The organism is Micromonospora sp. NPDC000121 (assembly GCF_042899165.1).
Taxonomy (GTDB): Bacteria; Actinomycetota; Actinomycetes; order Mycobacteriales; family Micromonosporaceae; genus Micromonospora.
This window is the reverse complement of the sequence record NZ_JBIAZP010000003.1, coordinates 297,820-310,595: the sequence shown is the minus strand read 5'-3', so window position 1 is coordinate 310,595 and position 12,776 is coordinate 297,820. Positions and strand designations below refer to the sequence as shown.

The 12,776-nt window shown below is 73.3% G+C and carries 9 protein-coding genes; 3 read left to right on the top strand and 6 right to left on the bottom strand.

Annotated elements, in window-relative coordinates; all coding sequences use genetic code 11:
• Nucleotides 1–107 precede the first annotated feature (107 nt).
• The 4 genes from secA2 to ACFY23_RS11950 form a co-directional block, all read right to left on the bottom strand.
• Nucleotides 108–2,399, bottom strand: a complete 2,292-nt coding sequence (gene secA2 / locus ACFY23_RS11965; RefSeq protein ID WP_350678898.1) for an accessory Sec system translocase SecA2 — start codon at nucleotides 2,397–2,399, stop codon at nucleotides 108–110.
• A gap of 96 nt (nucleotides 2,400–2,495) precedes the next feature.
• Nucleotides 2,496–4,304 (bottom strand): ABC transporter ATP-binding protein, encoded by a 1,809-nt coding sequence (locus ACFY23_RS11960; RefSeq protein WP_350819149.1) that lies wholly within the window; start codon nucleotides 4,302–4,304, stop codon nucleotides 2,496–2,498.
• A gap of 70 nt (nucleotides 4,305–4,374) precedes the next feature.
• Complete coding sequence (locus ACFY23_RS11955; protein WP_350686995.1) at nucleotides 4,375–5,463, bottom strand: zinc-binding alcohol dehydrogenase; 1,089 nt, start codon at nucleotides 5,461–5,463, stop codon at nucleotides 4,375–4,377.
• Nucleotides 5,456–6,463, bottom strand: coding sequence for a Gfo/Idh/MocA family oxidoreductase (locus tag ACFY23_RS11950; RefSeq protein WP_350686993.1), 1,008 nt, complete (start codon nucleotides 6,461–6,463; stop codon nucleotides 5,456–5,458). Before ACFY23_RS11950 ends, ACFY23_RS11955 begins: the two co-directional genes overlap by 8 nt.
• Nucleotides 6,464–6,673: 210 nt before the next feature.
• Here ACFY23_RS11950 and ACFY23_RS11945 point away from each other — a divergent pair, with 210 nt between their 5' ends.
• On the top strand, nucleotides 6,674–7,672 hold the full coding sequence (locus tag ACFY23_RS11945) for a glucosyl-3-phosphoglycerate synthase (RefSeq protein ID WP_387037301.1): 999 nt from the start codon (nucleotides 6,674–6,676) through the stop codon (nucleotides 7,670–7,672).
• A 76-nt stretch (nucleotides 7,673–7,748) separates the two neighbouring features.
• On the top strand, nucleotides 7,749–8,906 hold the full coding sequence (locus tag ACFY23_RS11940; protein WP_350686992.1) for a glycosyltransferase: 1,158 nt from the start codon (nucleotides 7,749–7,751) through the stop codon (nucleotides 8,904–8,906).
• Between the two features lie 226 nt (nucleotides 8,907–9,132).
• Here the strand turns inward: ACFY23_RS11940 and ACFY23_RS11935 are convergent, their stop codons facing one another.
• Nucleotides 9,133–10,371 (bottom strand): RNA-guided endonuclease InsQ/TnpB family protein, encoded by a 1,239-nt coding sequence (locus ACFY23_RS11935; protein WP_387051223.1) that lies wholly within the window; start codon nucleotides 10,369–10,371, stop codon nucleotides 9,133–9,135.
• Nucleotides 10,372–10,652: 281 nt separating this feature from the next.
• On the opposite strand from ACFY23_RS11935, the gene ACFY23_RS11930 reads away from it, so the two are divergent.
• Nucleotides 10,653–11,897 (top strand): nitrate/nitrite transporter, encoded by a 1,245-nt coding sequence (locus ACFY23_RS11930; RefSeq protein WP_387037286.1) that lies wholly within the window; start codon nucleotides 10,653–10,655, stop codon nucleotides 11,895–11,897.
• Between the two features lie 158 nt (nucleotides 11,898–12,055).
• On the opposite strand, the gene ACFY23_RS11925 is transcribed toward ACFY23_RS11930, so the two are convergent.
• The gene (locus ACFY23_RS11925) at nucleotides 12,056–12,694 is read right to left on the bottom strand and encodes a hypothetical protein (protein ID WP_350677472.1); all 639 of its coding nucleotides are present in this window, start codon (nucleotides 12,692–12,694) and stop codon (nucleotides 12,056–12,058) included.
• Nucleotides 12,695–12,776 lie beyond the last annotated feature (82 nt).

Here is a 12,776-nt window from a genome sequence, read left to right as displayed (position 1 = left end):
TCTCCCGACTCTCCGGACCCGCCCTACTACCCTCGCAAACCCGGGTCGAAACGGCGCAAAAGGGGGCCCCTTCCGACGCCGGGTGGCGCGGAAGGGGCCCGGACGCGTCAGCGGGAGCCGGCGCTGAGCCGTCGACCCACGGAAGCGATCAACCGGTCCAGCTCGGAGCCGAACGGGTTGTCGTGCACCAGGTACGTCCAGGTGGCGCTCGGCCGCACCAGCTTCGCCTCGTCCGGCTCCCAGTCCTCGCCGAACTCCGTCTCCTCGAAGGTCGCGATGGTCCGCTTCTCGATCTCGGGGATCAGGTTGTTGAACGCCGGCACCGCCGCCCGGTGGAACTCGTCCAGCGGGTCGAGCCGGCCGAGCGCGCGCAGATGCACGCCCTCGCGCACCTCGGACAGCTCGGCGAGGTGCTCCGCCCAGAGCCGGTCGAGGTGGTAGAGGGCGATCGACCGGGCGACCCGGGCGAGCAGGTCCTCGTCCATCTCCTCGGCCTTCTCCGGCACCCGCTCCAGCAGCATCAGTGCCGCCACGTCGCTGGTCAGCAGCCGCTCCCGCCGCTCGGCGAGGGCCTTGCGCTGCTGCTCGATGACCACGCTGTAGCGCCAGGTGTTGCGGTGGATCTCGTGGTTGACGCCCTCGGCGACCCGCTGGGCGTGCTCGACGGCGTAGTCGACCTGCTCGTCGGTGACCAGGCCGTCGGCGTTCATCCGGGGCGACGGCGGGACGGCGTCGCCGGCGTGCCGGACGACCAGGTCGTCCTCCAGGCTGACGAAGAAGACCGAGCCGCCCGGGTCGCCCTGGCGGCCGGCCCGGCCGCGCAGCTGGTCGTCGACCCGCCGGCTGTCGTGCCGGCCGCTGCCGATCACGTAGAGGCCGCCCAGCTCGGCGACCCGCTCCCGGTCGGCCTGGTCGCTGCCGCCGAGCCGGATGTCCACGCCCCGGCCCGCCATCTGGGTGGAGACGGTCACCGCGCCGTACGCGCCGGCCTCGGCGATGATCGCCGCCTCCTCGTCGTCGTTCTTGGCGTTGAGCACCACGCAGGGCACCCCGGCGGCGTTCAGGCCGGCGGCCAGCCCCTCGGACTCCTTCACGTCCAGCGTGCCGACCAGCACCGGCCGCCCCGCCGAGTGGCAGCGCGTGATCTCGTCGATCAGCGCCTCCTCCTTCTCGGCCCGGGTGGCGTAGATCCGGTCCGGCTCGTCCTCGCGGACGCACGGGGTGTTCGGCGGGATCACCGCCACCTCGAGGCCGAAGAACTCCCGGAGCTGGTCGCCCACCAGCACGGCGGTCGCCGTCATGCCGCACACCGTCGGGTAGAGCCCGATGTACGCCTGCACGGCGATGGTGCCCAGGACCTCACCCTCGGCGGTCGCGTCCAGGCCCTCCTTCGCCTCCACCGCCGCCTGGAGCCCGTCCGGCCAGCGGCGGCGCTGGGCCACCCGGCCGCGCATCTCGTCGATCAGCTCGACGGTGCCGTCGCGGACGATGTAGTCGACGTCGCGGTGCAGCAGGGCGTGCGCGTGCAGCGCCACGTTCACCGCCGAGAGCTGCGCGACGTGCTCCTCGTCGTACAGGTCGATGCCGAGCTTGCCCTCGACGGCGGCCAGGCCGGCGGCGGTGAAGGCCACGCTGCGGCCGTCCTCGGCGACCGTGTAGTGCTTGCCCTTGCGCAGGCCGCGCACCAGGGCGGCGGCCGCGTGCACCGGGTCCTGCTCGCCGGCGACCGCGCCGGCCAGGACCATCGGCACCCGGGCCTCGTCGATGAGGATCGAGTCGGCCTCGTCGACGATCGCGGTGCGTAGCGGCGGCTGCACCCGGTCGTCGAGGTCGGTCACGAGCTGGTCGCGCAGGTAGTCGAAGCCGGCCTCGCTGACGGAGACGTAGGTGACGTCGCAGGCGTACGCGTCGCGCCGCTCCTGTGGGGTGGACGCCTCGTTGACCCAGCCCACGGTCAGGCCGAGCAGGGTGTAGACGGGCTCCATCCACTGGGCGTCGCGCCGGGCCAGGTAGTCGTTGACGGTGAGCACGTGCACCGGGCCGTTGCCGAGCCGGACGTGCCCGTACGCGGCGATGGCGGCGGTGAGCGTCTTGCCCTCACCGGTGGCCATCTCGGCGACCTTGCCCGAGAGCAGGGCCATGGCGCCGAGCAGCTGCACGTCGTACGGCCGCTGGTCGATGCCGCGGCGGGCGGCCTCCCGGCCGACCGCGCAGAGTTCCTCGTAGCCCGTGGCCGTGCCGGCGGCCTCGGTCAGCTCGGCGTCGTCGAGGGCCGACAGCTTCTCCTCGCGCGCCTCGATGGCCGGCAGCAGCTTCTCCAGCGGCCCCAGGTCGACCGTCGTCCCCGGGCGCTGGAGGAACCGGCGGAACCTGCTCTTCAAGCGTTGCGACACACCCATGAGCGGCAACGGTACGCGACGGGGCCGGGTGGCGGCGGCCCGCCCGGCGCGCCGCCGCGCGGGGAGTCGCCGCCGGGCGGGTCGGGCCGCCGGCGCTCAGGTCACCAGGAGTTGGTGGGCGGCGAGCTCGCGGTAGAGCGGACTGGTCACGGTCAGCTCGTCGTGGGTGCCGGTGGCGGCCACCCGCCCGCCGTCGAGCACCACGATCTGGTCGGCGTCGACGACCGTGGAGAGCCGGTGCGCCACGATCAACAGGGTGCGCCGGGCGGCCACCGCGTCGATGGCCCGGCGCAGCGCGGCCTCGTTGCGGGCGTCGAGGTTGCTGGTCGGCTCGTCGAGCAGCAGCACCGGCGGCCCGGCCAGCAGGGCCCGGGCGATCGCCAGGCGCTGCCGCTCGCCGCCGGAGAGCAGCACCCCGCCCTCGCCGACCTGCACGGCCAGCCCCTCGGGGGCCCGCTCGGCGAGGTGGCCGAGGTTGACCTCGTCGAGCACCGCGCGCAGCCGGTCGTCGGTGGCGCCGGGCGCGCTGATCAGCAGGTTCTCCCGGAGCGTGCCGGCGAGCACCGGCGCGGACTGCTCGACGTAGCCGAGGCGGGCGCGCAGCGCGTCGCGGGGCAGGTCGCGCACGTCCACCCCGTCCAGCCGCAGCGTGCCTCCGGTCACGTCGTAGAAGCGCTCGACCAGGGCCAGCAGCGTCGACTTGCCGGCGCCGGACGGGCCGACGAGGGCCGTGCGGGTGCCGGCCGGCACGGTGAAGCTGACCTCGCGCAGCACCGGCGGGCCGCCCGGGTAGTGGAAGTCGACCTGGTCGAACTCGACGGCCGCCGGGGCCCCGTCGGCGGCGGACGGCCGGGTCAGGGTGGCGGTGGGGCGGACGGGCGCGGGGCGGTCGGCCGCGTCCTCCACCGGCACCGCGAGCACCTCCTCGATCCGCTGCAACGCGCCCAGCCCGGTCTGCAACTGGGCGTAGGCGTGCACCGCCTGGCCGAGCGGCAGCACCAGGAAGAACAGCAGCATCACGAACGCGACCAGGTCGCCCACGGTGATCACGCCGGCCGCCACCCGCGCCCCGCCGACACCCAGGACCAGCAGGAACGCGCCCTGGATGGTGACCGTGCTCACCGGGCCGACGAACGCCTGCACCCGGGCCACCCGCAGCCCCGCCGCGTACGCCTGGGCCGCGCTGGCGCCGACCGCGTCGGCCTCGCGTCGCTCGGCCCGGGCCGCGCGGATCGTCCGGACGGCGGAGATCGCCCGCTCCACCGCCGAGGTCATCTCCCCGATGCGCTCCTGGGCGGCCCGGGCCAGGCCGCGCATCCGGTGCGCGAAGGTGGCCGCGAAGCCGACCCCGGCGGCCACCCCGAGCAGGGTCACCCCGAACAGCACCGGGTCGAGCAGCACCATCGCGCCGGCCGCGCCCAGCACCATCACCGCGCCGGTGACCACCTCGAACAGCCCGGAGGTGACCACCGCGCGCAGCAGCGTGGTGTCCGAGCCGACCCGGGACAGCAGGTCGCCTGTGCGGCGGCGGTCGTACTCGGCGATCGGCAGCCGCAGCAGGTGCCCGGCCAGCCGCCGCCGGGTGCCCAGCACGACGCCCTCGGCGGTGCGTTGCAGCAGGTAGTCCCGCAGGCCGCCGAGCGCCGCGGCGACCAGCACCAGGGCGACCAGCGCCGCCACCAGGCCGGCCACCGGCCGGGCCGCCGACACGCCGTCGAGCACCGCGCGGGTGAGCAGCGGCTGCGCCAGCGACGCCGCCGCCCCGGCCAGCGACAGCGCGCCCACCACGGCGAGGGTGCCGCGGTGGGCGCGCAGGTACGGCAGCAGGGCGGCGACGCCGACCCGACGCTCCCCGGGGGCGTCGGCGGCGGGAGCCTCGGCGGCTGCGGGGGCGTCGGCGGTCACGACGGGGTCCTGGCGGTCATGACCGCCAACGGTAACCGGCCCCCGCACCCGCCCCGGCCGGACGCGGTGCTCAGACGGCCAGCACCACCTGGAGTTCCTGCCGGCGCCGCTCGGCCAGGTCGGCCAGCAGCGTCGGCGCCTCCTCGAACGGCACCACCGCCGACACCAGGTGCTTGCGGACCACGTCCCCGTACGCCCGCAGCAGGTCGATCGTCTCGGCGGAGAGGCGCTCGCGGTCCCAGGTGGGGGCGAGCCCGCGCGGCACCCGTCCGATCTGCGCGCAGCGCAGCGACAGTCCGTTGTGGTGGAACTCCTCGCCGAACCGCACCGCGTCCGCGCCGGCCTGGTAGAAGGCCAGGTCGACGACCGTGCCCTGGGGGCGCAGCAGGCGCAGCGCGAGCTGCAACGCCCATGCCTGCCCCCGGCACTGGAACACCACGTCGGCGCCCCGGTCGCCGGGGCCGTGCGCCCAGCGGGTCTTGAGGACCACGGCCGGGTCGTCGGCCTCCGGGTCGAGGGTCTCCAGGCCGAGCGCCTCGGCGACGGCCCGCCGCTGCGGGGTCGGGTCGAGCACCACCACCGAGGCGGCGCCGTGCCGCCTGGCGAACAGGGCGGTGAGCAGGGCCACCACCCCGCTGCCGACGACTGCCACGCGGCGGCCCCGGACACCGTCGCCCAGCGACCGCACGTCGGTGCCGTGCAGGTCGGCGGCGGCGTGCAACACCCCGTTGGCGCAGATCGGCCCCATGTGCGCCACGTAGACGCCGAGCAGCGGATCGACGTCGTCGGGCAGCGGCACGAACCGCTCGGCGACCGGGTCGGCGACCCAGCCGGTGCGGTGGCCGTACGTCATCGCGCCGACGGTGCCCACGGCGACGGCCGGGGTGCGGCTCTCCACCACCCGGCCGACCTGCATGTAGCCCAGCCGGGTCACCGGGTAGGGGGTGCTCGCCCCGCCCGGCTGGAACAGGCCGAGGTCGGCGTTCCAGGTGACGTGCAGGTACGGGTTGGTGCCCTTGACGTAGCTCAGCTCGGTGCCGGCGGAGACGCCGCTGAACAGCGTCTCGACCCGGAACGTGCCCTCGGTCAGCTCGGCGGCGTCCTGCTCGACCAGTTCCACCCGGCCCGGGCCGCTGACCACCACCACCTTGTCACGCATCGACGGTCACCCCCGTGGCGAGCGGCGCGGCGGCCGGGCGGTCCAGGCGTACGGTCCGGCCGGTGCGGGCGGAGTCGGCCACCGCGCAGGCGAGCCGCTGGGTGCCGAGCGCCTCGGCGTACGGGACACGGACGTCGTCGCCGATCCCGCGGACCGCGTCGACGAAGGCCCGGTCGACGGCCACCCGGGCGGCGTCGGGGTCGGCGTCGAAGCGACGTTCGCCGTCGGCGTCGCAGACCACCAGGCTGTCCTCGGTGAGCGACAGGGCCAGCCCGTCGGCGAGGATCTCCAGCCCGGCGCGGTGCTTCCAGCCGAGCACGCAGGCGGCGGTCAGCGTGCCGACCGCCCCGCCGGCGAAGCGCAGCGCCGCGGTGGTCACCGAGTCGATGTCGGCGCCGTCGACCGACGGCGGCGTGCCGTTGCCGTACGCGGTGACCTCGGTCGCCTCCCCGACCAGCGACCGGACCAGGTCCAGCACGTGGGCGGCCTGCTCCACCACCGGGCCGCCGGAGCGGTCCCGCCTGGACCACCAGGCGACCGGCGGCACCTTGTCCCACCACGCCCCGCTGACCATCCGCACCGGACGACCGGCGAGCAGCTCCCGCGCCTGTTGCACCACCGGCAGGTACCGCCAGTGGTGCCCGACGCCGGTGAGCAGCCCCCGCCGGGCGACCAGGTCGGCGATCCGCTCGGCCGTGGCCAGGTCGACCGCGACGGGCTTCTCCACGAACATCGGCACGCCGGCCGCGATCACCGCCTCCTCCGCCGGCCCGTGCGCGAACGGCGGCACGCAGACGTACACCGCGTCCGGCCCGGCGGCCAGCAGTTCGTCCACGTCGCCGAACGTCCGGGCGCCGTGCGCGCCGGCCAGTTCCGCCGCCGCCTCCGGGACCACGTCGGTCACCCCGAGCAGTTCCACGTCCGCGAAGCCGCCCAGCACCCGGGCGTGGCGTTGCGCCACCCCGCCGGCCCCTACCAGTCCCACCCGGCACGTGCGCATGTAAAAGCCCTTCCGCCACGGTTTCATGTTCCGGCGAGTGCACTCCCCCCGCGTGGGCGCAATCAAACGTTCACCCGGGGGGAACCGGGCCGCGTGACCTCCGTGATCAAGCTGTTAGGCATGCTGCGGTTAGCGCGAGCGCAGTAGTGGGAAAAACAGGATCGGTTTTTCCGCCACGATCAGGGGGTGCCTGTGCGGAATACGGAGACGATGGTTTCACCGGTGGTGGAGGCCTGGGCCACCTACCGCACCACGTCCGCGGCCGACTGGCCGGCGCGGCGGCTGATACGCGCGAAGGGGGACAGCAGGGTCAGCGTGGTCCTGCCGGCCCGCAACGAGGAGGCAACGGTCGGCGCGATCGTGTCGACGATCCGGGAGCACCTGATGGAGCGGGTGGCCCTGGTCGACGAACTCATCGTGGTGGACTCGCGCTCCACCGACCGCACGGCGCAGGTGGCCCGCGCCGCCGGCGCGGAGGTCGTCGGCCAGGACGCGATGACCCGGGGGCTGCCCCGGCTGACCGGCAAGGGCGACGCGCTCTGGGCCGGGCTGGCCGCGGCCGAGGGCGACATCGTCGCGTTCGTCGACGCCGACCTGCGGGAGTTCCGCCCCCACTTCGTGACGGGGCTGATCGGCCCGCTGCTGACCGACCCGTCGGTCGACTTCGTCAAGGGCTTCTACCACCGCCCGCTGGTCGGGACGACCGGTGTGGAGGCCGACGGCGGGGGCCGGGTGACGGAACTGATGGCCCGGCCGATGCTCAACCTGTTCTGGCCGGAGTTGGCGGGCTTCGTGCAGCCACTCGCCGGTGAGTACGCCGGCCGCCGGGAGGTGCTGGAGCGGGTGCCGTTCGTCTCCGGCTACGGGGTGGAGACGGCGATGCTGATCGACCTGCTCGACCTCGTCGGGCTCGACGCGCTGGCCCAGGTGGACCTGGGCGAACGCAAGCACCGCCACCAGGACACCGCCGCGCTGGGCCGGATGTCGGCCCAGATCATGCTCACCGCCTGGTCGCGGTTGCAGCGACGCGGCTGGGCGGCACCGGGCGCGATGCCCACCGCCCTGCTGACCCAGTTCCGGCGCGGCGGCTCCGACGCGCTGCCCAACCTGGACCGGGAGATCGTCGTCAGCGACGTGTCCATCGAGGAACGGCCGCCCCTGGCGGAGCTGCGGCACCGGATCCCCCGCCGACGGGTGGCCGCGGCGTGACCGCCCGGCCGCATCAGCACACAGGTGACCGGTCGCGGACGGCCCAGGGCCCCGCCGAGGGAAGGAACCCCGCACGATGAGCCTCACCGTCCTGATGAACGCCGGTCCGTGGCTGTCCGTGCCCCCGCCCGGCTACGGCGGCATCGAGAACGTGATCGCGACGCTGGTGCCGGAGCTGCGCCGCCTCGGCGTGCGGGTGGTGCTCGCGTCGGTCGACAGCAGCACGCTGCCGGTCGACGAGAAGCTCTCCGTCTTTCCCGACGGGCAGTTCCACGCGCTGCAACGGCCGTACAACCAGGTCTGCGGCATCTCCCAGGCGCACCTGAACGGGGTGGTGCGCGCGCTGCACTCCCGCGACGACATCGACCTGGTGCACGACCACGTGGAGGCGGTCGGCCTGGCCACCCTCGCCGCGATGGGCCCGGACGCCCCGCCGGCGCTGCACACGCTGCACTGGGACCTGGCCAAGCACCCGGCGCTCTACGGCAACCTGGACGGCGGCGACCGGGTCCGGGTCAACGGGGTGTCCGCCTCGCAACTGGCCCGCGCGCCCCGGGCGCTGCGGGAGCACTCCGTGGGGCACGTGCACCTGTCCACCCCGCTCGCCGTCGACGCCGACCGGCGGCCCCGGGCGGACAAGGGCGACTACGTGATCATCCTGGGCCGGATCAACCCCGGCAAGGGGCAGGACCTGGGCGCGCGCCTCGCCCACCGGGTGGGGGTGCCGCTGGTGCTCGCCGGGCCCGTCGGGCCGTACCACCGGCCGGAGGACCTGGCCGCGGCCGGGGACGAGGCGCGGCAGAACCCGGACGTCCGGTTCTTCTACGACGAGGTGGCGCCGCACGTCGACGGCGACCTGGTCCGCTGGGTGGGCACCGTGGCCGGGCAGGAGCGCGACGACCTGCTGGCGGGCGCCCGCGCCTCGCTGTTCCCGCTGCGCTGGGAGGAGCCGGGCGGCACGGCGGTGGTCGAGTCGCTGGCCCTGGGCACGCCCGTGGTCGCGACGGCGCGGGGCTGCCTGCCCGAGCTGATCGAGCACGGCCGCACCGGCCTGCTCACCACCGACGAGGACGAGCTGGCCGACCTGCTGCTGGCCGCCAGCCTCCTCGACCCCGACGAGTGCCGGCGCGAGGCCGCGGCGCGCTTCACCCCCGCCGTGATGGCGGAGCAGTACGTGGGCCTCTACGAACGGGTCCGCCAACCCTCTGCCGCCCCGCGGCTGCAGCCGGTCTGATCCCACGCTCCCGGCCGGGGCCGGTCCGCCTGGCAGCGGACCGGCCCCGGCCGTCGCGTTGCCACCTGAGCGGCACGAGGAGATCGTCGGGGCGGCCCCGGCGTCGGCCGTCGGAGCGGCACGAGGAAATCCGCCGGTCGCGGGTTTGGCGGGACGGGGGGCGGGAAGGCGCGGACGGCCCAGTTCCCGCACACAGTGAGGAGACGGCGTTGACATCCTCCCCCGCCTACAGGCGGGGGATTCCCACCCTCGCGGGTTGGGTTTCCTGGTTCACCGCAGACCGCACGGAAGGTTGCCCTTCGTGTCTGACGTCCGCTCCGCAGGCGTTTTGCGTCTCGACCAGCCCGGCCGCGACGGCGATGTTCTTGGCGGCGTTGACGTCCCGGTCGTGCCGGGTGCCGCAACCCGGACACACCCAGTGACGTGTGCCGAGAGAGAGGGCGGCGAGCAAATGCCCGCACGCCGAGCAGGTCTTCGACGACGGGTACCAGCGGTCCACCACCGCGAGGGTACGGCCGTCGCGGTGCGCCTTGTAGGTCAGCAAAGTACGGAACTCGGCCCAGCCCGTACGGCAGATCGCCTTGGCCAGGGACCGGTTGCGGACCATGTTCACCACCGCCAGATCCTCCACCGCGATGGCAGCGAACCGGCGCACCAGGGCGGTCGACTGCTGGTGGAGGAAGTCCCGGCGCGCGTCGCGGACCCGAGAATGCGCCCGGGCCACCTTCCGTTTGGCCTTGGCACGGTTGGCGGAGCCCTTCTGCCGACGGGCCATCATCCGCTGATACCGCTTGAGTCGGCGTTCACGCCGTTCCATATGCCTCGGATGCGGGATGCGCCCGCCGGTGGACAACACCGCAAAATCGGTCAGGCCGAGGTCAACACCCACCACCCCGCCCGTCGGTTCGGGTGCGGTAGGTGTGTCGACGTCGACGGCGAAGGTCACGAACCAGCGGCCGTCCGGGTCACGCGACACCGTCACCATCGTCGGATCCAGTGCCGTCACGTCCACGTTCGGCCACGACCACACGAACCGCAGCACACCCGGTGTCTTCCCCAACGACAGGTTCCCGCCGCGCAGCCGGAACGCCGACCGGGTGAAACTGGCGGACTGGCGGCCGTGCCGCGACTTGTAACGCGGATACCGGGCCCGCTTGGCAAAGAACGCCGTCATCGCGGCGTGCTGATGCCGCAGGGTCTGCTGCAACGGCACCGACGACACCTCACCCAGAAACGCCAGGTCGGGCTGCCTCTTCATTCCGGTCAACGCCCGATCCGTCTCCGCGTAGGAGGTGGATTTCCGTTCGGTGTGCCAGCGGGCGTGACGGGCGGCGAGAGTGCGGTTCCAGACGACACGCACACACCCGAACGTGCGGTTCAGCACCGCCGCCTGCTCCGGGGTCGGGTACGCCCGACACCTGTACGCCGTCCGCACAGAACCAGTCTTACCAGAAAGGACAGTCATGGCTGACAACGCGTCCGCCATTCCTCCCCGCCCTGACGGACGGGGCATCCTGGCGGTAATCCGGTGACCATCGTTGCGCGGCATCCGCATACCTCCCGGCCGACCGACTGGGCGGCGGCGCGCCCGCTGGCGCACGCGCTCCCGACACCGAGCGCCGCGGAGTGGGGACTTCCGGCCCTGACTCGTCCCGTTCCGCTGCAACAGGCTCAGAACCAGGAAGCGGATCATGCTGATCCTCTTTCGGTTTGGGGCACCCCTCGACAATCTCGACGGAGAATGCGATGACCATGACCGGAGAACGAAACCCAGCGGCGGGCAGCCGGACGCAGCCGGCCAAGACCAGCGGCGCGTCCCTTCAACTCGCCGTCGCCACCGTCGGATTCCTGGTCAACTTCTGGGCGTGGGCGCTGCTCGGACCGCTGGGCCCGGGAATCAAGGAACGGCTCGGCTTGAGCTTCGCCGCCCAGTCACTGCTCGTCGCCGTGCCGGTGGTCGTCGGTTCGCTCGGCCGCATCCCGGTCGGGGCACTTACCGACCGGTACGGCGCACGCCTGGTGTTTCCCCTGGTCACCGTGGCGACGATCGTCCCGGTGCTGACGCTCACCGTGGTCGACTCCTACGCAGCGCTGATCCTGACCGGCTTCTTCCTCGGCATCGGCGGCACCGCGTTCGCGGTCGGCGTCCCGCACGTCTCCGGCTGGTACCCGCCGGCGCGGCGGGGCTTCGCCATCGGGCTGTTCGGCGTGGGCATGGGTGGCACGGCGATCGCGAACTTCACCACCGTCCGGCTGGCCGACGCCTACGGCGACCGGGCTCCGTTCCTGCTCGTGGCCGCGATCCTCGCCGGGTACGCGGTGCTGGCGTTCCTGCTGCTGCGCGACGCCCCCGGCCGCACCCGGCCCACCGGCTCTCCCTGGCGGCGACTGGCCGACGTCGGGCGGCTCACCGTGACCTGGCAGCTGTGCTTCCTGTACGCGGTCGGCTTCGGTGGCTTCGTCGCCTTCAGCGTCTACCTACCCGCCTATCTGGGCACCACGTACGACCTGAGCGCCGCCGACGGGGCGCTGCGCACCGCCGGTTTCGTGGTGCTGGCCGTGGCCGCCCGCCCCATCGGCGGCTGGCTGTCCGACCGGCTGCACCCCGTGCCGGTGCTGGTGTGGTGCTTCGCCCTGGTGGCCGTTCTGGCCGTCGTCCAGGCCTTCGAACCACCGCTGATGCCGGTGGCCACGGTGACCCTCCTCGGCATGGCGATCCTGCTCGGCGCCGCCAGCGGAGCCGTCTTCGCGCTGGTCGGCAAGGTCGCCCCGCCCGAGCAGGTCGGCGCGGTCACCGGCCTGGTCGGCGCGGCCGGCGGCCTCGGCGGATTCGTGCCGCCCCTCGTCATGGGCTGGGTGTACGGCGCACAGGGCTCGTACTCGATCGGGCTGATGCTGCTGTCGGACGTGGCACTGGCCGCAGCGGTGTTCACCGCGGTGCGGATGAGCGGCCTCGCCCACAGGCCGGGTCGGCAACCAGTGGCGGCGTGAGATCCCACGGTCGAGGACTGCCTGACGGGCGTGGCGTGCTCGCCCCGCCGCCACGGCAGTCCTCGACCTGGCCGCTGCCGTCCGGCGGGGCGCCGGTGGTGAGCACCGGCGCGGGCAGCCCCAGCGTCGGTAGCCGGCGAACCGGCCATCGCCCGTTGTCACGCGAAGGACTGCTCGGCGAAGCTGATCCCGGCGCGCTCGGTGGAGGTGAGGGCCTGCCGGGGGACGTGTTGTGGCGGCATCCGGAGGTACTGGGTGTAGCCACCAGCTCTGAGGCGAAGCTCGAAGTTCTGACCCTCAATGTGCCACAACGGTTCCGGGTTGCCGTCTGGGGGATCGATCCGGTGAACGTCGGCGATCTCCATGACCTCGTGGAGCGGGCCGAGCGTGCCCTCGATGTTGAACGCCCGTTCGAACACGAGCGTCGCTGGCGCGACCCAGAAGGTGAAATGCCGGTCTCGTCCTGCAGGTTGCACCCACCGCACGATGTAATCGACGTCCAGCAGCATCCTGGCGGGCGGCAGGGTGTCATCACCGTACTCGCCGATGCTCACGGCATGGACCCGGCAGTCATGCCATCCCATGCTCGGGAAGTCGGCGTCGGTCCAGGTGGCCTTGGACAGTCCTGAGGGGTGGTGCGGCAAGCTGATCACCGGGTCAGTTTCCGCGACGAACGTCCCGGCACGACCGATAGGGCGTTGTGCCGCTGTACGGCTTGTCTCGTCGATGTGCGGCGTAATGCCACGCTCGTCAAGGAGCTTGGGTGTCCGGGAGCCGACCTGGTGCTGGAGCTGCACAACGAGTCCACGGCCGCCGCTACGGCGACGGCATCATCTGAACTTGATCTTCCCAGCAGAGAGCCACATCCTGATCATTTGC

Coding starts and splice junctions, on each gene's coding strand:
- ACFY23_RS11950 (WP_350686993.1), bottom strand. CDS start 6,463: ATGCGCACGTGCCGGGTGGGACTGGTAGGGGCCGGCGGGGTGGCGCAA.
- ACFY23_RS11940 (WP_350686992.1), top strand. CDS start 7,749: ATGAGCCTCACCGTCCTGATGAACGCCGGTCCGTGGCTGTCCGTGCCC.
- ACFY23_RS11935 (WP_387051223.1), bottom strand. CDS start 10,371: ATGACTGTCCTTTCTGGTAAGACTGGTTCTGTGCGGACGGCGTACAGG.
- ACFY23_RS11945 (WP_387037301.1), top strand. CDS start 6,674: ATGGTTTCACCGGTGGTGGAGGCCTGGGCCACCTACCGCACCACGTCC.
- ACFY23_RS11955 (WP_350686995.1), bottom strand. CDS start 5,463: ATGCGTGACAAGGTGGTGGTGGTCAGCGGCCCGGGCCGGGTGGAACTG.
- ACFY23_RS11930 (WP_387037286.1), top strand. CDS start 10,653: ATGACCATGACCGGAGAACGAAACCCAGCGGCGGGCAGCCGGACGCAG.
- secA2 (WP_350678898.1), bottom strand. CDS start 2,399: ATGGGTGTGTCGCAACGCTTGAAGAGCAGGTTCCGCCGGTTCCTCCAG.